A 21904-nucleotide genomic window follows, 5' to 3' on the forward strand; every position below is an offset into this window, starting at 1 on the left:
GCTCACGATCCGCCGAGTTCGGCCAGGATCGCCTGGCCACATTCCCTGCTCTGCCACAGCACCTGGCCGATCACGCTGCGCTGGTCGCAGGCCGCCATCAGCAGCAGCGGTGCGCGCCCTTCGGCCTGGATCGCCAGCATCAGCACCTTGCCGCCCGCGGCTTCCAGCATCAGCGTCTGCAGATCGCCCAGCAGCAGTTCGCGGCCAACTGCCGCGGCCAGCGCCAGCATCGCGCTGGTCATCGCCGCCAGCCGTTCGCCGCGCCCTTCGGCCCCGGCACTGACCAGGGCGAAGCCATCGACACTGGCCAGCACCACCGTGCGCACGCCTTCCACGCGCTGCTGCAGGTCCTGCAGCAGCGGCTGCAGGCGCTCACGCTGACCGGCATCGGGCAGTACCGCCATCTGCCCGTCAGCCATGCGCCGCCACCAGTGCGTACGCTTCCATTTCGCTCATCAACACATCCATCAGCAACAGTCCCTGTTCGCGGTCGCGGGCATCCACGGCCAGCAGCGGCAGTGGATGGTCGTCAAGGCTGGCACGGGCGGCCCAGTCATCCAGTGCGGCCTGCGGTGCCTGGTCCAGGTGGGTGACCGCCACCACCAGTGCCAAGGATGATGCGAACGGCTGCAGCACCTGCAGGTAGTCCTCCAGCTCGGTGGCCATGCCGGCACGACGCGCATCCAGCAGCAGCACCGCGCCACGCGCGCCCTGCAGCAGGATCGGCCACAGGAAATCGAAACGCTGCTGGCCGGGTGTTCCGTACAACCGCAGGCGTTCGCCATTGGGCAGATCGATGTCTGCGTAGTCCAGCGCCACGGTGGTGGACGCCTTGTCGGCGCCAAGGCGATCACTGTTGGCCACATCCGTGTCGACCACCGCGCCAACCGCGATGCTGCGTACCAGGGTCGACTTGCCGCTGCCCATGCCGCCCAGCACCACCACCTTGTGCTCACGCATTGCGTTCGCTCCCGCGCAGGTGCCGCCACAGGCGGGCAAGCAGGCCGTTGTCGGTGCGGGTGCCACCTGTCGCCATCAGCGGCGTCGCCGATGCAGTCTGCAGCTGCGCGTAGCCGCACAGGTAGGCGGCATGGATGAAATCGCGCACCGCCGCAGCCGGCAACTCGAGCAGCATCACGCACTCGTCAACCGTGCACGCGCGCTTGAGCAGCAGCGAACACAGGCGGAAGCCATCATGGTCGTGGCCCAGTACGCGGAAGTCCGGCCAGCGCAGCAGCTTCACTGAAGCGCCACGAAGGCGTTCGTCCAATGCCTGCCAATGGCGGCTGCGCTGTGCCCACTGCCACAGCAGCGGTCGCAGTGGCTGGCGTGGCCGCTCACCGGCCAGCGCCTGCAGGCGTGCGGGTGTCAGCGCATCCAGTTGCAGGTGTTCGAAGGCATCGGCCAGACGCTCCACCAGCGCCGCAGCCGGTTCCTGCAGCAGCACGGCCTGGTCGTGCTCCAGATCCATCAGCAGCAGAGGCCCGCTCGCATCACTCAACAGTGCCTGCCCCTGTCGCAGCGGCAGCCGCTCGCGCAGCAGGCGGGTGATGGCGTGTGCACCATCGGCAAGACGGATCGGTGCGGGTGCGTGCATGGCCATGGGCTCCGGTGCCAACTGCATGCGGCGCAGCGCGCGGCCGATGGCACCATCGTCAAGCACGTCCTGGTGCCCGTCGCCGTCACGCAGCTGGCCGCCGATATCCTCGATCCAGCACTGCAATCGCGGGCGTTGCTGGCGCATGCGCTGGGCCGCGTTGCGCAGTGCAGGGGTATCGCGGATGACCAGCAGGTCGCAATCGTCCAGATCCTGGCTGCGGCGGATCTGGCCATCCGGCAGTGCCGACGCCAGGCGCAGCCGTTGCAGCAGGGCCTGCTCGCCCTGGATGTCGGTTCCCACTACCAGCACGCGTGCCATCCGTGTTCCCCGAGCGACCACCTCCCCGGTGGTCTCGCGTCGCCAAGGCTAGGGCATTGCCAGCGAAGACCGTCGTGATCGACTGCTCAGATTGAAGGCGGTTGCAGACTGCCTCCTATCGTTTCTGCGACGGCCATCGCGGGCAAGTTTCATGCCCCTTTGACGGCATTCCGACAGCCGATGGATGTCACGGTTCTGGACCCCGGTAGATCGACGCCATGCGTGGATGAAGGGCCGCAGTAATCCTGGCCCAAAAAGAAACCCGCGCCGAAGCGCGGGTTCCGGTGTCACGGCCGAACGGCGATGGATCAGCCGCGCAGCTGCTCCAGCGCGGCGTTGAAGGTCGCGCTCGGGCGCATCGCCTTGCTGGCCTTGGCCACGTCCGGGCGATAGTAGCCGCCGATGTCCACGGCCTTGCCCTGCACTGCGATCAGCTCTTCGACGATCTTCTGCTCGTTGTCGGTCAGCGCCTTGGCCAGCGGGGCGAAGCGCGCCTTCAGTGCGGCGTCCTCGTCCTGCGCGGCCAGGGCCTGGGCCCAGTACAGCGCGATGTAGAAGTGGCTGCCACGGTTGTCGATGCCACCCAGCTTGCGCGACGGCGACTTGTCGTTGTCCAGGAACTGGCCGTTGGCTTCGTCCAGCGCCTTGGCCAGCACACGGGCCGCGGCGTTGTCGTAGCGGTTGCCCAGGTGTTCCAGCGACGCGGCCAGGGCCAGGAACTCACCCAGCGAATCCCAGCGCAGGTAGTCCTCTTCAACAAACTGCTGCACGTGCTTCGGGGCCGAACCACCGGCACCGGTCTCGAACAGGCCACCACCAGCCATCAGCGGCACGATCGACAGCATCTTGGCGCTGGTGCCCAGCTCCATGATCGGGAACAGATCGGTCAGGTAGTCGCGCAGCACGTTGCCGGTCACCGAGATGGTGTCCTCGCCCTTGCGGATGCGGTCCAGCGAGAACGCGGTGGCTTCCACCGGCGGCAGGATGCGGATGTCCAGGCCGGCGGTGTCGTGGTTCTTCAGGTACTGCTCGACCTTGGCGATGACCTGCGCGTCGTGGGCGCGGGCGGCGTCCAGCCAGAACACGGCCGGGGTGCTGCTCAGGCGGGCGCGTTCGACGGCCAGCTTGACCCAGTCCTGGATCGGCGCGTCCTTGGTCTGGCACATGCGCCAGATGTCACCGGCTTCCACGGCGTGCTCGAACACCACGGTGCCGGCATCGTCGGTGACCTTGACCACGCCGTCGGCGGCGATCTGGAAGGTCTTGTCGTGCGAGCCGTACTCTTCGGCCTTCTGTGCCATCAGGCCGACGTTCGGCACCGAACCCATGGTGGCCGGGTCGAAGGCGCCGTGCGCCTTGCAGTCGTCGATGACGGCCTGGTACACGCCGGCGTAGCAGCGGTCCGGAATGACCGCCTTGGTGTCCTGCAGCTTGCCTTCGGCGTTCCACATCTTGCCGGAGTCGCGGATCATCGCCGGCATCGAGGCGTCGACGATCACGTCGCTCGGCACGTGCAGGTTGGTGATGCCCTTGTCCGAGTTGACCATGGCCACGCCCGGGCGCTGCGCGTACTCGGCCGCCAGGTCGGCTTCGATCGCCGCACGGGCGGCTTCAGGCAACGACGGCAGGCGCGCAGCCAGGTCACCGATGCCGTTGTTGGCATCGAAACCGGCCTGCTTGAGCACGTCGGCATGCTTGGCCAGCACGTCCTTGTAGAACTCGTTGACCGCCACGCCGAACATGATCGGATCGGAGACCTTCATCATGGTCGCCTTCAGGTGCAGCGAGAACAGCACGCCCTGGGCCTTGGCGTCGGCGATCTGCTCGCCGATGAAGGCGGCCAGTGCCTTGCGGCTCATGACGGCGGCATCGACGATCTCGCCCGCCTTCACTGCGGTCTTTTCCTTCAGCACGACGGTGCTGCCGTCGTTGCCGTGGAAGGTGATCTTCAGCGCACCGGCGTTGGCCAGGGTGGCCGACTTCTCGCTGCCGTAGAAGTCACCGGCGGCCATGTGCGCGACGTGCGACTTCGAATCCGGCGCCCAGGCACCCATGCGGTGCGGGTGCTTGCGCGCGTAGTTCTTCACCGACAGCGGCGCGCGGCGGTCCGAATTGCCTTCGCGCAGCACCGGGTTCACCGCGCTGCCCTTGACCTTGTCATAGCGCGCCTTGTAGTCGCGCTGCTGGTCGTCAGCCGGGGTTTCCGGGTAATCCGGCAGCGGATAGCCCTGGTCCTGCAGTTCCTTGATGGCCGCCTTCAGCTGCGGCACCGAAGCGGAGATGTTCGGCAGCTTGATGATGTTGGCGTCCGGGGTGGTCGCCAGCTGGCCCAGCTCGGCCAGGTCGTCGCTGACCTTCTGCGCGTCGCTCAGCAGTTCCGGGAACAGCGACAGGATGCGGCCGGACAGCGAGATGTCACGGGTTTCCACCGCGATGCCTGCGGTGGAGGTATAGGCGTCGACGATCGGCAGCAGCGACTGGGTGGCCAGGAACGGTGCTTCGTCGGTCAGCGTGTAGAGGATCTTGGACATGGGGGACTTGGACTCTGTAGCAATGCTCAGGGGAAGGCCGGCGCCAGCGCCGGGCCACGTGCAACCGTGTCGCGCGCGAGGCCGGGCCCCGCGCTTTCCCCCGTCGCCGTCAGGGTGGGCGCGCGGCGGGGAAACCCCTGCATTGTCGCGTTTTCAGCCGCGCGGGGCAAAGCTGTGCCATACGCGGCGGTACTGGACCGCTGTGTTTCGTCGTTGGCTCGCTTCCGGTCAGGAAGCTGAGGCTTGATGGCTAATTCGACTTCTCGCTCGTTGAGGCACGCATGACCCACTCCGACAATCGCTGCCCCCACTCGGCACGCCTTGGACAGATCAAGGTCTGCGAGCGCTTGCTTTGCTGGAAGTTGCAGATTCGGAATCCCCCAACGACGGCGGCCAGGCTGGCGAGTTCATCAGCCGTCGCTGCAGAGCCTCGGATATGCAGCGAACCGGCGCCAGATGATCCGGGTCGAACGTAGACGTCGTACCGGGTGGAAGGTCCTTCCGCCCTTGCATACCCCGACACGACATATCCGCCGTCCGTGAAGCGCAGATCCGGCGTGCTTCCTGACGCAGGCTTTTCGGGGGCATCGCCCTCGTAGATCAAGGCGACTTCCCTACCTTCATGCCTGATGCGGTGCAGACCAAAGTCAACAGGTGCCTCGTAGGTCACGGACATGCCTGTTGGCACGCGCAGACAGGCGCCGTATAGGAAGTGGTCGCAGCTGTAGCTCCAGAGATTCGCGGGTCCCATTGCGAGTGTGAGCGCAATCCAGCTGAGCATGCTGTCCCCCGACCTGTCCGTGTTCCGTTCAGCGTACCCCGCTAGCCTCCCTAAAGCGGGCATCGCCCAACAAAAAAGGACGCAGCCTCGCGGCTGCGTCCATCGTGAGCCCTGCCGGGAGAGAGTCGGCAGGACTTACTTGACCTCGAACTCCTGCGGCGTTCCGGCCGCCTTGCCATCGACGGTGACTTCGGCGCGGTACTTGCCGGCCGGCCAGCCCTTTGCATTCTTGAACGTGACGTTGGTGGTTTCCGCACCGCTGGTGTTCAGGGTGGCGTTCTGTTCGCCGGCCACCTGGCCGTCCTGGTAGGTCAGCTTCGCGCCAACGGTGACGTTGTTGGCAGCACCGTCGGTCTTGACCGAGACGATGACGTCATCCTTCGGTGCGAACAATGCCGTCGTCGCAACCGACTTGTCGGCGGCTGCGGTCTTGCCGACGGTGACCGAGGAGACGCTGACCGCAGCGGCTTCGGCCATCGGCGGCGGTGCGCCGGTCATCGGCGCGGGAGCTGCAGGTTCGGCCGGGGTGGTCGCTGCCGGGGCGGCGTTGCTGTCGGTCGACTCTTCTTTCTTCTTGCAACCGACCAGGGCAACGCTGCCCAGCAGGGCGGCAATCAGGGCGGTCTGGAGCGGGGTGGTCTTGATCATTCGGGGTTCCTCCCAGGGATTGTCGGACGGCGTTCGATCGCCGTTTACTTCGGCGGCAGTTTCAGGGTCTGGCCCGGGAAGATCTTGTCCGGGTCGTCAAGCACATCGCGATTGGCTTCGAAGATCTTCTTCCAGGCATTGGCGTCGCCCAGATGCTGCTTGGCGATCTTCGACAGCGAGTCACCCTTCTGCACGGTATAGGTGCCGCCGCTGACAACGTCTGCGGTGCTGTCCACCGAAGCGCTGACGCCGGAGAAGTCCGCCTTCGGCACCTGCTCGGCGGTACTGTCGACACTGCCACTGACGCCGGAGAAATCGGCTTTCTTCTCGGTACTCATCCACAACTCCCGTCTGCATGACTACGTGATTCGCACGGTGCCATGGAGGTTGTTAAATGGGGATGGTGCAGATGTGAAGCCGCCCCCCGGGGCGGCTGAACAATCGGGGGAATAGACGCCCGGTAGTGCCGGCCGCTGGCCGGCTTGCGCTGGCCCTGGATGCGGGTTCCCTGCGGTTGCCGGCCAGCGGCCGGCACTACCCGTAATCGCCTGCGGCAGTTATTGCCGCAGTTCGCGGTAGGTCGCAGCGGGGGCGGCGATGCCGGGACTGGCACGCCAAGGGTTGATATCAAGGCCACCACGGCGGGTATAGCGCGCCTCCACTTCCAGCCACTGCGGCTGGCAGCGGGCGGACACCTCGCTGAAGATCCGCTCAACGCACTGCTCGTGGAACTCGGCGTGCTCGCGGTAGCTGACCAGATAGCGCAGCAAGCCGGCGCGGTCGATCTTCGCCCCGCGGTAACGCAGGCTGACCGTCGCCCAGTCCGGCTGGCCGGTGACCGGGCAGTTGGACTTCAGCAGCGACGAGACCAGGGTCTCCTCCACCACCTCGCCCGCGTCGGCAGTCAGAAAGTCCGCCTGCGGCGGGCCGTAGCAGTCGATCTCCACGTCCAGTCCGTCGATGGATTCACCGAGCGGCGTCTCACGCAGGCCCGGCAGGCCGAACTCGATCTGGACCGGCGCACCGGCGCAGGCAGACAGGTCGTCGACGATGCGCGCGCGCAGTGCCTCGGCGCTGTCGATACGGGTGCTGTTGAGGGAATTCAGGTACAGCTTGAACGACTTAGATTCGATCAGCCGCGGCGAGGTGCACGGCACCTGCACGGTGGCGACGGCGACCTGCGGCTTGCCACGCGTGTCGAGCCAGCTCAGCTCGAAGGCATGCCAGCGGTCATGGCCGACGAACGGCAGCGCGGCGTCGTCGAGGCCGATCTCGGCGCGGGCACCGCTGCGGGGGATGGGAAACAGCAGGCCGGGATCGTACTGCGACGGGTAACTGACCTCGCGACCGAGGCTGGAATCCTGTGGGGTGTTCATGGGGGCATTGTATCGCGCGGACGGCGGGCCTTCGGCCGGGCCGGCCAACGGCGGAGCCCCTCCGTGGTGGTTGTGTTGGATGGTCGCGAAAGGCGGTCTATCGGCCTGGCCGGGTGGGCAGGCGGGTCGGGGGACGCCGTTAACCCGTCCTTGGGGGCTTGGCCGCGGCTTGCTCGTGTGCGCTGTCCTGCGCACACGGCAAAACCGGGGTTGGGCGTCCTGCCCAGCCCGCCCGAGGCATGCCTCGGGCCCATGCCGCGGACACCCCCGCCCCGCCTACCCACCCGGCCCCTGACAGTTCCCTGCACGCGGCCACCACCACGGGAAAGATCAGAAAAATCAAAATCAAAAGCCAATCCTTCAGACATTCCGGATGTCTGCCCGTGTCGACCAAGGTCGACACCCACCAACAGCCGCGTGAACCTGTCGGGGGCGGGGCGGTGTGGGCCTGCAGGACCGTTGGCGCCATGGATGGCGCCATCGAGCCCCCATGGACGGGTTTACGGCGTGTCCTGCAGGCCCACACCGCCCCGCCCAACCAACAGAAATCCAGCACCGCTTTTGCCGTTGACGTTGCCGTTGCTTCGGCGGGTGCAGGGCGCAGCCCTGCCTGAAACCCTCACCCCGCAGGAGTGCCGGCACCGTTCAAGTAATCCAGGCTCACCTGCAGCAGCGCGCGCAGTCCCACATCCAGCGCCTTCTCATCCAGCAGGAACTTCGGTGAATGATTCGCCGGTGCCGTCGCCGGGTCGATGCCCACGCTGGTCGAACCGACGAAGAAGAACATCCCCGGCACTTCCTTCGCGTACAGCGAGAAATCCTCCGCACCCATCTGCAGCGGTGGCTCGTACACGTTGTCCTTGCCCACCACTGCCTGCAGGCTCGGCAGCATCTTCGCGGTCAGCGCCGGGTCGTTCACCGTGGCCGGATTGCCCTCCGACTCGTAGATGTCCGTCACCGCCTTGGCACCGTGCGCGGCGGCGGTGTGCTCGGCCACATTGCGCAGGTCGGCGAAGATCTGCTGCCGCATGCCTTCGTCGAAGGTACGGATGGTGCCGACCATTTCCACTTCATCCGGAATGATGTTGTAGCGGATGCCCCCGTTGATCGCGCCGAAGGTCAGCACCGCCGGCTGCTTGGACAGGTTGGCGCGGCGGCTGACGATGGTCTGCGCGGTGCCGACCAGGTCAGCGGTGGCCACGATCGGATCAACACCGTTCCACGGCGCCGAGCCATGCGTCTGGCGACCGATCACCTTGATCCCGAAACGATCCGAGGCGGCCATCAGCGGGCCACCGCGCACCGCGATCTGGCCGGCCTGCACGCTGGAGAACACATGCAGGCCAAACACCGCCTCCGGCTTGAAGTCGGCGAACAGGCCTTCCTTCAGCATCAGCGCGGCACCGCCCTCTTCCGGCGGCGGTGCACCTTCCTCGGCCGGCTGGAAGATCAGCATCACCTGGCCCGGCAGGTCCTTCTTCATCGACACCAGTGCCTCGGCCACGCCCAGCAGGGTGGCGGTGTGCGCGTCATGGCCGCAGGCATGCATCACGCCCACGGTCTGGCCGCGGTACTGGTCGGTGGCCTTGGAGGCGAACGGCAGCCCGGTCTGTTCGGTTACCGGCAGCGCGTCCATGTCCGCACGCAGCGCGATCTTCGGGCCGGGCTTGCCGCCTTCGATGATCGCCACCACGCCGTGGTGGGCGATGCCGGTCTTCGGCTTCAAGCCCATCGCACGCAGGCGCTTGGCGACCTCGGCCGAGGTGCGCGCCTCGCGGTTGGACAGTTCCGGGTGCTGATGGAAGTCGCGGCGCCATTCAACCACCTTGGCCTGCAGGCGCTGGGCAGCAGCGGTCACTTCGGGGCGTTGCCCGGCCTGGGCGTGGGCAACGGCCGGCAGGGCCAGCAGCAGGGCGGACAGCAGCAGCGAACGGCGCATCGCAATCTCCACAGCAAGAGGGGTCCAGCTGAATGTAGGGCAACACCGCCGCCACGGGAACCTCCGTGGCCGGATCCGGTCTTAGCGCCCGTCCCATCCGTCATGCAGGAAACGTGATGTGGCGCAGGTATGCTTTGCGCATTGCCAACCGGGGCCGCGCCCCGTCCAGCCCTCTTGGAGTCCTTGAATGTCACGTGTTTGGAAGATCGTGCTGCTGGTCGTGGCGGTACTGGTGCTGGCCGTGGTCGGCCTGCGCGTACTCGGCGGGGGCAAGGACAAGGCCGGTAGCCCGGCGGCAGCTGCGCGCCAGGGCGGTGAAGACCCGGATGCCGGCCCGGTGCCGGTGACCGTGGTGGATGCGGCACGCCAGGACGTGCCGGTCTATGCCAGCGCGCTGGGTACGGTGACCGCAATGAACACCGTCACCGTCAGCCCGCAGGTTGGCGGCCAGCTGATGAGCCTGAATTTCCGCGAAGGCCAGGAAGTGAAGAAGGGCGATGTGCTGGCGGTGATCGACCCGCGCACCGCCCAGGCCAGCTATGACCAGGCCGTGGCCTCCAAGCGCCAGAACGAGGCGCTGCTGGCCACCGCGCGTTCCAACTACCAGCGCTCGAACGCGCCGGAGTATCGCCAGTTCGTCGCCAAGACCGATCTGGATACACAGCGAAACCAAGTGGCACAGTACGAAAGCGCAGTCGCGGCGAACGAGGCCAGCATGCGCTCGGCGCAGGTGCAGCTGCAGTACACCAAGGTCACCGCGCCGATCACCGGCATCGCTGGCATCCGCGCGGTCGACGCCGGCAACGTGGTCAACGCCGGCACCGCGCTGGTCACGCTGACCCAGATCCATCCGATCCACGTGCTGTTCAACCTGCCCGAGCGCCAGCTCGGCGATGTGCGCCAGGCGCAGGCCGCCGGTGCGGTACCCGTCGCGGCACTGGACCGCGCCGATTCGCACGTGCTGTCCGGCGACGGCAAGCTTGACGTGGTCGACAACCTGATCAGTGCCGACAGCGGCACGTTCAAGGCGCGCGCGATCTTCGACAACACCGACAACGGCCTGTGGCCGGGCCAGTTCGTCAACGTGCGCATGCAGCTGCGCACGATTGCCGGTGGCGTGGTCATTCCGACCCAGGCCGTACTGCGTGGCCCGGACGGCGAGTACGTCTATGTGGTGCAGGGCGACAACACGGTGAAGATGCAGACCGTGCGCAGCGGCGTGGAAGTGGGTGACAGCCAGGTGCAGATCGCCGAGGGCCTGAAGGGCGGCGAGCGGGTGGTCAGTGAAGGCCAGTTCCGCTTGAAGCCGGGCAGCAAGGTCACCGCGCTGAAGCCGGGCGAAACCCCGGCGGTGCCGACCGAAGCCGAGCTGAAGGCCGCCGAGCAGAAGAACGGCGGCGGTGGCCGTCGTGGCGGCGGCCCGCGCTGAGCGCAGGCTACCGACCTCCCTCGCGCCGGCAAGCCTGCCGGCGCCGACATTGAAGTGCCAGCAAGGATCAGTCCGTGGGCTTTTCGACGATCTTCATCCGCCGCCCCATCGCCACCTCGCTGCTGATGGCGGGCCTGTTGCTGCTGGGCATCCTCGGTTACCGCAAGCTGCCGGTGTCGGCGCTGCCGGAAATCGATGCGCCCAGCCTGGTGGTCACCACCCAGTACCCCGGCGCCAACGCCACCACCATGGCCTCGCTGGTCACCACGCCGCTGGAGCGCCAGTTCGGGCAGATCTCCGGGCTGGAGCTGATGACCTCCGACTCGTCGGCCGGGTTGTCCACGATCATCCTGCAGTTCTCGATGGACCGCGACATCGACATCGCCGCGCAGGACGTGCAGGCGGCGATCCGCCAGGCCACCCTTCCCTCGTCGCTGCCCTACCAGCCGGTCTACAACCGGGTGAACCCGGCCGACGCGGCCATCGTCACCCTGAAACTGACCTCTGACACGCGCCCGCTGCGCGACGTCAACAATTACGCCGACTCGATCCTGGCCCAGCGCCTGTCGCAGGTGCAGGGCGTCGGCCTGGTCTCGATTGCCGGCAACGTGCGCCCGGCCGTGCGCATCCAGGTCAATCCGGCGCAGCTGTCGAACATGGGCCTGACCCTGGAACAGCTGCGCAGCGCGCTCACCCAGGCCAACGTCAATGCGCCCAAGGGCTCGTTGAACGGCAAGACCCAGTCCTACAGCATCGGCACCAACGACCAGCTGGCCAGCGCCGCCGAGTACCGCGACACCATCATCAGCTACAAGAACGGCCGCCCGGTGCGGCTGTCCGACGTGGCCGACGTGGTCGACGGCGTGGAGAACGACCAGCTGGCGGCCTGGGCCGATGGCAAGCCGGCGGTGCTGCTGGAAGTGCGCCGCCAGCCGGGCGCCAACATCGTGCAGACCGTCGAGCGCATCCGCGCGATCCTGCCGCAGCTGCAGGGCGTGCTGCCGGCCGACGTGCACCTGGAGATCTTCAACGACCGCACCGAGACCATCCGCGCCTCGGTGCATGAGGTGCAGTTCACCCTGATCCTGACCATCGGCCTGGTGGTGGCGGTGATCTTCGTGTTCCTGCGCCGCCTGTGGGCCACGATCATTCCCTCGGTGGCGGTGCCGTTGTCGCTGGCCGGCACCTTCGCGGTGATGGCCTTTGCCGGCATGTCGCTGGACAACCTCTCGCTGATGGCGCTGGTGGTGGCCACCGGCTTCGTGGTCGACGATGCGATCGTGATGATCGAGAACATCGTGCGTTACATCGAGCAGGGCAAGAGTGGCAAGGAAGCGGCCGAAATCGGTGCGCGCCAGATCGGCTTCACCGTGCTGTCGCTGACCGTTTCGCTGGTGGCGGTGTTCCTGCCGCTGCTGCTGATGCCCGGCGTCACCGGCCGCCTGTTCCACGAGTTCGCGTGGGTGCTGAGCATCGCCGTCGTGCTGTCGATGCTGATCTCGCTGACGCTGACCCCGATGATGTGCGCCTACCTGCTCAAGCCCGACGCCTTGCCCGAAGGCGAGGACGCACATGAGCGTGCGGCGGCGGCCGGCAAGCAGAACCTGTGGACGCGCACCGTCGGCCTGTACGAGCGCAGCCTGGACTGGGTGCTGGACCACCAGCGCCTGACCCTGGCCGTGGCCGGCGGCGCACTGGTGCTGACCGTGCTGCTGTACGTGCTGATTCCCAAGGGCCTGCTGCCCGAACAGGACACCGGCCTGATCACCGGCGTGGTCCAGGCTGACCAGAACATCGCCTTCCCGCAGATGGAGCAGCGCACCAAGCAGGTGGCCGAAGCGCTGCGCCAGGACCCGGACGTGACCGGCGTGTCAGCCTTCATCGGCGCGGGCAGCATGAATCCCACGCTCAACCAGGGCCAGCTGTCGATCGTGCTGAAGGAACGCGGCGAGCGCGACGGCCTGGACAAGATCCTGCCGCGCCTGCAGAAGGCCGTCGCCGGTATTCCGGGCGTGGCCCTGTACCTGAAGCCGGTCCAGGACGTGACCCTGGATACCCGCGTGGCCGCCACCGAGTACCAGTACTCGCTGTCGGACGTCGATCCGGCGACCGTGGCCACCCAGGCCACACGCCTGACCGAAGCGCTGCGCAAGCGCCCGGAACTGGCCGACGTCGACAACAACCTGTCCAACCAGGGCCGCGCGCTTGAACTGAACATCGACCGCGACAAGGCCAGCGTGCTGGGCGTGCCGATGCAGACCATCGACGACACCCTCTACGATGCGTTCGGCCAGCGCCAGATCTCGACCATCTTCACCGAACTCAACCAGTATCGGGTTGTGCTGGAAGTGGCGCCGGAGTTCCGCACCAGCACCGCGCTCATGGAACAGCTGGCCGTTGCCTCCAATGGTGCCGGTGCACTGACCGGCACCAATGCCACCAGTTTCGGCCAGGTCACCTCGTCGAACTCATCGACGGCTACCGGCATCGGCGCGCAGAACACCGGTATCACCGTCGGCGCGGGCAGCATCATTCCGCTGTCGGCACTGGCCGAAGGCAAGGTCAGCAGTGCGCCGCTGGTGGTCAGCCATCAGCAGCAACTGCCGGCAGTGACGGTCTCGTTCAACGTGGCGCCGGGCTATTCGCTGTCCGACGCCGTGCGTGCAATCCAGGAGACCAAGGACAGCCTGGACATGCCCACCCACCTGCATGCCGAATTCATCGGCAAGGCCGCCGAATTCACCGGCAGCCAGACCGATGTGGTGTGGCTGCTGCTGGCCTCGCTGGTGGTGATCTACATCGTGCTGGGCGTGCTCTACGAGAGCTACATTCACCCGATCACGATCATCTCCACGCTGCCGCCGGCCGGTGTCGGCGCGCTGCTGGCACTGATGCTGTGCGGGCTGAGCCTGTCCGTGGACGGCATCGTCGGCATCGTGCTGCTGATCGGCATCGTCAAGAAGAACGGCATCATGATGGTGGACTTCGCGATCGAGGCGCGCCGCGCCGGCGCCAACGCGCATGAAGCGATCCGCCGCGCCTGCCTGCTGCGCTTCCGCCCGATCATGATGACCACCGCCGCGGCCATGCTCGGTGCACTGCCGCTGGCGCTGGGCACCGGCATCGGCTCGGAACTGCGCCGCCCGCTGGGCATCGCCATCGTCGGTGGCCTGCTGCTGTCGCAGCTGGTCACCCTGTACACCACGCCGGTGATCTACCTGTATATGGAGCGCTTCTCCGAATGGCTGGCCCGCCGCCGCGAGCAGCGCGCACTGCGCGACGGTTCGCTGCAGGAGCCGCAGGCATGATCCACGCCCCGCTGCTGCGGGGGGCCGCACGATGAACCTGTCCGGCCCCTTCATCCGCCGTCCGATCGGCACCGCGCTGCTGGCCATCGGCCTGTTCATGGTCGGCCTGATCTGCTATCTGCGGCTGGGCGTGTCGGCACTGCCGAACATCGAGATCCCGGTGATCTTCGTGCACGCCAGCCAGTCCGGTGCCGATGCGGCAACCATGGCCTCCACGGTCACCGCGCCGCTGGAACGTCATCTCGGCCAGCTGCCGGGCATCGACCGCATGCGCTCGTCGAGCTCGGAAGGCAGCTCGCTGGTGTTCATGATCTTCCAGAGCGGCCACAACATCGATTCGGCCGCGCTGGACGTACAGACCGCGATCAATTCGGCGCAGGCCGACCTGCCCTCGGGCATGGGCTCGCCGATGTACCAGAAGGCGAACCCGAACGACGACCCGGTGATCGCCATCGCGCTGACTTCGCAGACGCAGTCGGCCGACGAGCTGTACAACGTCGCCGATTCGCTGCTGGCGCAGCGCATCCGCCAGATCAGCGGTGTTGCTTCGGTCGACATCGCCGGTGCCTCGACGCCGGCGGTGCGTGTGGACGTCAACCTGCGCCTGATGAACGCACTCGGCCTGACCGCCGATGACCTGCGCAACGCGGTGCGTGCGGCCAACGTGACCTCACCCACCGGCTTCCTCAGCGATGGCAACACCACCACCGCGATCATCGCCAACGATTCGGTGGCACGCGCCGCCGACTTCGCCGACCTGGTGGTCAAGACCCAGGGCGATGGCCGGGTGATCCGGCTGAAGGACATCGCCAACGTCTACGACGGCCAGCAGGATGCCTACCAGGCCGCGTGGTTCGACCACAAGCCGGCGGTGGTGATGTACGTGTTCACCCGCGCCGGCGCCAACATCGTGGAGACCGTGGACCGGGTCAAGGCACAGATCCCCGCGCTGCGCGACTACCTGCAGCCGGGCACCACGATGACGCCGTACTTCGACCGTACGCCGACCATCCGCTCGTCGCTGCATGAAGTGCAGATCACTCTGCTGATCAGCCTGGCGATGGTGGTGCTGACCATGGCGCTGTTCCTGCGCCGGCTGGCACCCACGCTGATCGCCGCAGTGACCGTGCCGCTGTCGCTGGCCGGTGCCGCGCTGGTGATGTACGTGATGGGTTTCACCCTGAACAACCTGAGCCTGCTGGCGCTGGTGATCGCGATCGGCTTCGTGGTCGACGATGCGATCGTGGTGATCGAGAACATCATGCGCCACCTCGACGAAGGCATGCCGCGGATGCAGGCAGCGCTGACCGGCGCGCGCGAGATCGGCTTCACCATCGTCTCGATCACCGCCTCGCTGGTGGCGGTGTTCATCCCGCTGCTGTTCGCCAGCGGCATGATGGGCGCGTTCTTCCGCGAGTTCACCGTCACCCTGGTGGCGGCCATCGTGGTCTCGATGATCGTCTCGCTGACCCTGACCCCGGCGCTGTGCAGCCGCTTCCTCAGCGCCCACGACCACACGGCGCCGCCGTCGCGCTTCGGCCGCTGGCTGGATGCCGGCCACGAGCGCATGCTGCGCATCTACACCGTGTTCCTGGATTTCTCTCTGCGCCATGCGCTGCTGCTGTCGCTGACGCCGCTGCTGCTGATCGGTGCCACCGTCTTCCTGTTCGGCGCGGTGAAGAAGGGCGCGTTCCCGCCGCAGGACACCGGCCTGATCTGGGGCCGCGCCAACTCCAGCGCCACCGTATCCTTCGAGGACATGGTCGCCCGCCAGCGCCGCATCACCGACATGCTGATGGCCGACCCGGCGGTGAAGACCGTGGGTGTCCGCCTGGGCAGCGGTCGCCAGGGCTCCAGCGCACAGTTCAACGTCGAGCTGAAATCACGCAAGGAAGGCCGCCGCGAAACCACCGCACATGCCCTGGCGCGACTGAGCGCCAAGGCCGACCGCTACCCCGACCTGCAGCTGCGCCTGCGCGCGATCCAGGACCTGCCCAGCAACGATGGCGGTGGCTCCAGCCAGGGCGCGCAGTACCGCATCTCGCTGCAGGGCAATGACCTGGCGTCACTGCAGGAATGGCTGCCCAAGCTGCAGGCGGAGCTGAAGAAGAACCCGAAGCTGCGCGACGTCGGCACCGATGTGGACAATGCCGGGCTGCGCCAGAACATCGAGATCGACCGTGCCAAGGCCGCCCGCCTGGGTGTTTCGGTCGGCGCCATCGACGGCGCCCTGTACGGTGCGTTCGGCCAGCGCCAGATCTCGACCATCTATTCGGACATCAACCAGTACAGCGTGGTGGTCAACGCCCTGCCCTCGCAGACCGCTACGCCGGCGGCGCTGGACGAGGTGCATGTGCGTGCGCGCAACGGCGACATGGTGCCGCTCACGGCGGTGGCCAAGCAGGTGCCGGGGCTGGCGCCTTCGCAGATCACCCATGAGAACCAGTACACGACGATGGACCTCAGCTACAACCTGGCGCCGAACGTGAGCATGGGCGAGGCCAAGGCGATCATCGACGCGACCGTGGCCGGCATGCGCATGCCCGGCGACATCCGCCTGGCTGATGACGCCGGCTTCGGCTTCAACTCCGACCCCAGCGACATGCTGATCCTGGTGTTTGCCGCGATCCTGACCGTGTACCTGGTGCTGGGCATGCTGTACGAGAGCCTGATCCACCCGGTCACCATCCTGTCCACGCTGCCGGCGGCGGGCGTGGGTGCGCTGCTGGCGTTGTTCGGCACCAGTACCGAACTGTCGGTGATCTCGATGATCGCGCTGGTGCTGCTGATCGGCATCGTCAAGAAGAACGCGATCATGATGATCGACTTCGCGCTGGTGGCGCAGCGGGAACATGGGCTGGCACCGCGCGAAGCGGCACGCGAGGCCAGCATCGTGCGCTTCCGCCCGATCATGATGACCACGATGGTGGCGATCCTGGCGGCGGTGCCGCTGGCGATCGGCCTCGGCGAAGGGTCCGAGCTGCGTCGTCCGCTGGGTATCGCGATGATCGGCGGCCTGCTGTTCTCGCAGAGCCTGACCCTGCTCAGCACGCCGGCGCTGTACGTGATCTTCTCCTGCCTGGCCGAGCGCTGGCGCGCACGTCGCGCACGCAGGCGCGAAGCGAAGCTGCTCAAGCGCGCGCAACGGGCGTAGAAGGGCCCATCCACGCAGGGCGTGGATCTACTGGTAGCGCCGGCCGCTGGCCGGTGTTCTCCGTACAGCCAATCTGCCGGCCAGCGGCCGGCACTACCGTGGGAGCGGATGGTGGGTACGAACCGTGGGCACGGATGGTGGGTGCGGACCGTTGGTCCGCATACCTCCGGGTTTGACGCACGGTAACGAAAAGAGAACAATTCTCATCCAGCCATGGTCCTGCGCCCCTTCGCGGCGCCCCGCTGCCATCTCCGGCCAGCCTGCGTGATCCCAGCCACTGCCCCTTCCCCCACCCGTGGGCGGATGGCCTGTGGCCGTCCGTCGAGGACCACCATCGATGCTGCCTTCCCGTTCTCCCCGCCTGGCCCTGCTGGCCATCGCCCTGTCAGCCGCCTGCGCTGCCCATGCCGAAGCGCCGGCCGTCAGCCGTAACGCCACCGATCTGGATGCGGTGAAGGTCACCGCCGAACGCACCCATACCGACGCTGGCGCACTGGGCGACCGCGCCCTGCGCGACACTCCGTTCGCGATCACCGCTGTTGGCCGCGAGCAGATCGAGCAGCGCCAGGTGGTCTCGCTGGGCGAAGCCTTCCTGCTCGACCCTTCGGTCAGCACCCAGGTCAGCGCCTATGCCAGTGGCTGGAGCTCGCCCATCCGCAACCGCGGGCTGGAGCTGAACTACGACAGCTACCGGGTCAATGGCCTGCAGGTCTCTTCCTGGGGCACCGAATGGCCGCTGGAAGTGATGGAACAGGTCGATCTGCTGAAAGGCCCGGGCGGATTCCTGTATGGCTTCGGCACCCCCGGCGGCATCGTCAATTACATCACCAAGAAGCCGACGGACACGCCCACCTTCTCCGCCCAGCTGGGCTGGCGCGAACAGGGCATCGTCAGCGGCGGCATCGACGTTGGCGGCCGCTTCGGCAACGAGCAGATGTTCGGCTACCGCTTCAACGCCTTCCAGGAAAAGGGTGAGACCTTCAACGGCGGGCATGTCGATCGCAAGGTAGGCGCGCTGTCGCTGGACGCGCGCCTGAGCGATGCGCTCACCTGGACCTTCGACGGAGTGTTCCAGTCGCGCGACCTGCGCGAGGAATCACCGCAGTACTACTTCCGTGGCCTGACCTCGTTGCCGCGGCCGATCGCCGGAGATACCGACAACAGCGTGCCCGGCACCTACTACGACACACGCTCCAGCCTGCTGTCGACCGGCTTGAACTGGCAGATCAACAGCGACTGGAAAGCCAGCCTGAGTTACGGCGTCACCACCTCGTGGAATGACGTCAACAAGATCTTCGCCTACATCGACGATCTCAACGGCGACTACGACGTCAACGTCTACGAACTGGGTGGCAAGAGCGAGTGGAAGCTGGCCCAGGCGATGCTGCAGGGCAGCTTCCGCACCGGCCCCCTTCAGCATCAGGTGGTGGCGGGCATCAGCCACCAGACCGGACTGGGGTGGGACCGCCCCTACGAGTGGAACCTGATTGGCCGCGCCAACCTGTACCAGCGCCATGCCATCCGCCACGACGCCGTTGGTTCGCGGGTGATGACCCGCGGCGACGAGACGGTGCAGCAGGCGGTGTTCGCAAGCGATACGGTGAACCTCGGCAGCGGCTGGTCGGTGCTGGCGGGCTGGCGCTACAACGACTTCGAAACCAAGGGGCGATACCACACCTACCCGGTCACCCCGACCTACGCCGTGATGTTCAAGCCCAGCGAGGCGGTCACCCTTTACGCCAGCTACATCGAGTCGCTCGAAGCGGGCAGCCGCGTAGGCAACAGCTACATCAACGCCGGTGACGTGCTCGATCCCACCATCAGCAAGCAGTACGAGATCGGGGCCAAGGTCGAAGCGGCGCGTTGGAATGCGAACGTGGCCGCGTTCCGGCTGGAACGTGGTGCCAACATCGATGAGCTCACGCCGGCCGGCAAGCGCCTGGTGCAGGACGGCATCACGCTGTACGAAGGCATTGAAGCCAGTGCCGACCTGCACCTCAACGATGCACTGACCGTCGGCGGCGGCGTGACCTGGCTGGATCCGACCTACGACAAGCTGTCCCCGGGCAGTGCCGCACAGGAAGGCAACCGCACCGCCGGTGCTGCGCGCTGGAGCGGGGTACTGCACGCCACCTACCAGCTGCCGTGGGTAGACGGCTTGGAAACCTACGCCGCCGTGCGCTACTACGGCGATGTCTGGTATGACGCCGACAACACCCTGAAGCTGCCTGACTACACGCTGGTGAATGCAGGCATCGGCTATCGCCTGCTGGCGTCCGGCCATCCGGTGACCCTGCGTGCCAGCGTCGAGAACCTGGCCAACCGGAAGTACTGGTCCAACGCCGGCGCCGGCCTGCCGCGCACGTTCGCGGTGAGCGTGCGCTGGGAGATGTAAGGTGCCGGTCCCCGCCGTCCATGCGGACGACGGGCCCGCACATGGACGGTGGGTGCGGACCGTTGGTCCGCACTCCATATTTCACCCCGCACCCGCAATAATGGTGGGAGACCCTTCCACCGAGCCTGCATGCCCGCCCGCGAATCCCGCCTCAGCCGCCTGTGGGCCCACGAAAAGGCCAGTTATGGCCTTCGGGTGTTCATCGCCCTGACCGCAGCGCTTGCCGTGTGCTGGCAGCTGGACGCGCTCACTGCCCTGCCCGGCGTGTTCCTCGGCATCATCGCCAGCGCCATCGCCGAGACCGATGACAACTGGTGGGGCCGTACCAAGGCGGTACTGCTGTCGCTGCTGTGCTTCTGCCTCGCCGCCGCTTCGGTGATCTGGCTGTTCCCCTGGCCATGGATCTTCATCGGCGCGCTGGCGCTGTCCACCTTCGGGTTGACCCTGCTGGGTGCGCTCGGCGAGCGCTATGCGTCCATCGCCCAGGCCACGGTAACGCTGGCGATCTACACCATGATCGGGCTGGAGCAGCATGGCGCCAGCGACCTGCACAGCGCGCTGGACGCGGTCAGCCACCTGCTGGCCGGTGCGGTCTGGTACGGCCTGCTGTCGATCCTGTGGACCGCACTGTTCGCCAACCGTCCGGTACGCGAACGCGTGGCGCGACTGTACGTTGAACTGGGCCGCTACCTGCAGTTGAAGGCAACACTGTTCGAGCCGGTGCGCGAGGCCGACCTGCAGCGTCGCCAGCTCGACCTGGCCGAACAGAACCGGCGCGTGGTCGGTGCATTGAATGAAGCCAAGACCGCGATCCTGGCCCGCTTCGGCCGTTCCGGGCGGCCCGGCGTGAACTCCGGCCTGTACCTGCGCCTCTATTACATGGCACAGGATTTCCACGAGCGCGCCAGCTCCTCGCACTACCCCTACGGTGCGCTGGTCGATGCCTTCTTCCACAGCGATGTGCTGTACCGCTGCCAGCGCCTGCTCGACCTGCAGGGGCAGGCCTGCGCACGGCTGGGCGAGGCGATCCGCCTGCGCCGTCCGTTCGTGTATGGCGAAAGCAACCAGCAGGCCGGGCGCGACCTGGCCGATGCGCTGGCCTATCTGCGCGACCAGCAGCGGCCGCAGTGGCAGCGACTGCTTGGCTCGCTGGATCTACTCGTGCACAACCTGCGCAGCATCGAGCGCCGCCTGCTGGATGCGGAGCGCTCCGAGGCCAGCCTGGACAACGTCGATACCCGCCTGCGCGACAGCAACCCGCACACCCTGCGCGAGATGGGCGTGCGCGTGCGCCAGCAGCTCACGCCCGGCTCGGTCCTGTTCCGCCACGGCCTGCGCATGGCATTGGCCCTGATCGCCGGCTTCGCGGCAATCCGCTTGTTCAATGCACAGAACGGCTCGTGGGTGCTGCTGACCATCGTGTTCGTGTGCCGCCCCAACTTCGGCGCGACCCGCCAGCGCCTTGCACAACGCATCGTCGGCACCGTGGCCGGCCTGGTGCTCACGTGGGCACTGCTGCAGCTGTTCCCGCAACTGCACGTGCAGCTGCTGATCGCGCTGCTGTCGGCGCTGCTGTTCTTCTTCACCCGCACCGACCGCTACCTGGTGGCGTCGGCGGCGATCACGGTGATGGCCCTGACCTGCTTCAACCTGATCGGCGACGGCTTCGTGCTGATCGTGCCGCGCATGGTCGATACGCTGCTGGGTTGTGCGATCGCCGCCGCGGCCGCCTTCCTGATCCTGCCCGACTGGCAGGGCCGGCAGCTGCATCTTGTGCTGGCGCGGGTGCTGGACACCGCCGCGCGCTATCTGGATTCGGTGCTGGGCCAGTACCGCAGCGGCATGCGTGACGATCTGGCCTACCGCATCGCCCGCCGCGATATGCACAACGCCGACGCCGCGCTGTCCACCGCGTTGTCGAACATGCTGCGTGAGCCCGGCCATGTGCGCCGCAATCTGGATGCCGGCTTCCACTTCCTGGCGCTGTCCAACACACTGCTCGGGCACCTGTCGGCCCTGGGTGCGCACCGCGACCAGGTGGACAGCTACGCCGGCGATCCGCTGGCGCTGGCTGCCGGTGAGCGCGTGCGCAAGGCGCTGCAGCAGCTGGCGACGGCCCTGAGCGCTCGGCAACCGGTCGCGGAAGAGGACAATGATGCCGACCGCGCGGTGGCCGCCGAACTGGAACAGATCGACGAGGCGATGCCGCCGAAGCTGCAGCTGATCCGCACGCAGATGGCGCTGGTGCTGCGGATGCTGCCGAAGGTGCGGGCGGCGGCGAATGAGGCGGTGACCAGCCTGACCTGATCCCTCATCGCTGGTCGGACATTCCATCCACGCATGGCGTGGATCTACTGCACCGCGTGCAACCGTGTGTTGCGTATGGCGATGCGCCCCGATCACGTTCCCGCGCGGATACTGGGCG

General features: G+C 66.9%; 13 protein-coding genes. 5 read left to right on the forward strand and 8 right to left on the reverse strand.

Annotation, left to right across the window (positions count from 1 at the left end):
- Window positions 1-2: 2 nt before the first annotated feature.
- The 8 genes from ACZK3W_RS20045 to ACZK3W_RS20080 all read right to left on the reverse strand — a co-directional run bounded on the left by ACZK3W_RS20045 (window position 3) and on the right by ACZK3W_RS20080 (window position 9193).
- Window positions 3-419: a roadblock/LC7 domain-containing protein gene (locus tag ACZK3W_RS20045; RefSeq protein WP_049401646.1), complete on the reverse strand. Its 417-nt coding sequence runs from the start codon at window positions 417-419 to the stop codon at window positions 3-5.
- The gene (locus ACZK3W_RS20050) at window positions 412-960 is read right to left on the reverse strand and encodes a GTP-binding protein (protein ID WP_125895948.1); all 549 of its coding nucleotides are present in this window, start codon (window positions 958-960) and stop codon (window positions 412-414) included. Before ACZK3W_RS20050 ends, ACZK3W_RS20045 begins: the two co-directional genes overlap by 8 nt.
- Window positions 953-1918, reverse strand: a complete 966-nt coding sequence (locus tag ACZK3W_RS20055) for a hypothetical protein (protein WP_125895949.1) — start codon at window positions 1916-1918, stop codon at window positions 953-955. Before ACZK3W_RS20055 ends, ACZK3W_RS20050 begins: the two co-directional genes overlap by 8 nt.
- Window positions 1919-2226: 308 nt before the next feature.
- Entirely contained in the window at window positions 2227-4449 is a 2223-nt protein-coding gene (locus ACZK3W_RS20060) for an NADP-dependent isocitrate dehydrogenase (RefSeq protein ID WP_125895950.1), read from the reverse strand.
- A gap of 916 nt (window positions 4450-5365) precedes the next feature.
- Window positions 5366-5878, reverse strand: coding sequence for a hypothetical protein (locus ACZK3W_RS20065; protein ID WP_125895952.1), 513 nt, complete (start codon window positions 5876-5878; stop codon window positions 5366-5368).
- A gap of 44 nt (window positions 5879-5922) precedes the next feature.
- A complete protein-coding gene (locus ACZK3W_RS20070) occupies window positions 5923-6216 on the reverse strand; it encodes a LysM peptidoglycan-binding domain-containing protein (protein WP_005419771.1) in 294 nt (97 codons plus the stop codon).
- 219 nt (window positions 6217-6435) lie between these two features.
- Window positions 6436-7254, reverse strand: a complete 819-nt coding sequence (queF, locus tag ACZK3W_RS20075) for an NADPH-dependent 7-cyano-7-deazaguanine reductase QueF (RefSeq protein ID WP_478445133.1) — start codon at window positions 7252-7254, stop codon at window positions 6436-6438.
- A 619-nt stretch (window positions 7255-7873) separates the two neighbouring features.
- Window positions 7874-9193: a M20 family metallopeptidase gene (locus tag ACZK3W_RS20080; RefSeq protein ID WP_125895789.1), complete on the reverse strand. Its 1320-nt coding sequence runs from the start codon at window positions 9191-9193 to the stop codon at window positions 7874-7876.
- Window positions 9194-9380: 187 nt separating this feature from the next.
- On the opposite strand from ACZK3W_RS20080, the gene ACZK3W_RS20085 reads away from it, so the two are divergent.
- The 5 genes from ACZK3W_RS20085 (at window position 9381) to yccS (ending at window position 21786) form a co-directional block, all read left to right on the forward strand.
- Window positions 9381-10622 (forward strand): efflux RND transporter periplasmic adaptor subunit, encoded by a 1242-nt coding sequence (locus ACZK3W_RS20085; RefSeq protein WP_125895790.1) that lies wholly within the window; start codon window positions 9381-9383, stop codon window positions 10620-10622.
- Between the two features lie 74 nt (window positions 10623-10696).
- Window positions 10697-13930: an efflux RND transporter permease subunit gene (locus tag ACZK3W_RS20090; protein WP_125895791.1), complete on the forward strand. Its 3234-nt coding sequence runs from the start codon at window positions 10697-10699 to the stop codon at window positions 13928-13930.
- A gap of 31 nt (window positions 13931-13961) precedes the next feature.
- Entirely contained in the window at window positions 13962-17084 is a 3123-nt protein-coding gene (locus ACZK3W_RS20095) for an efflux RND transporter permease subunit (RefSeq protein WP_125895792.1), read from the forward strand.
- Between the two features lie 337 nt (window positions 17085-17421).
- The gene (locus ACZK3W_RS20100) at window positions 17422-19479 is read left to right on the forward strand and encodes a TonB-dependent siderophore receptor (RefSeq protein ID WP_248858381.1); all 2058 of its coding nucleotides are present in this window, start codon (window positions 17422-17424) and stop codon (window positions 19477-19479) included.
- 129 nt (window positions 19480-19608) lie between these two features.
- Window positions 19609-21786 (forward strand): YccS family putative transporter, encoded by a 2178-nt coding sequence (gene yccS / locus ACZK3W_RS20105; protein ID WP_125895794.1) that lies wholly within the window; start codon window positions 19609-19611, stop codon window positions 21784-21786.
- Window positions 21787-21904: the final 118 nt, after the last annotated feature.

It is taken from the genome of Stenotrophomonas sp. 80084_Sma (genome assembly GCF_056481995.1).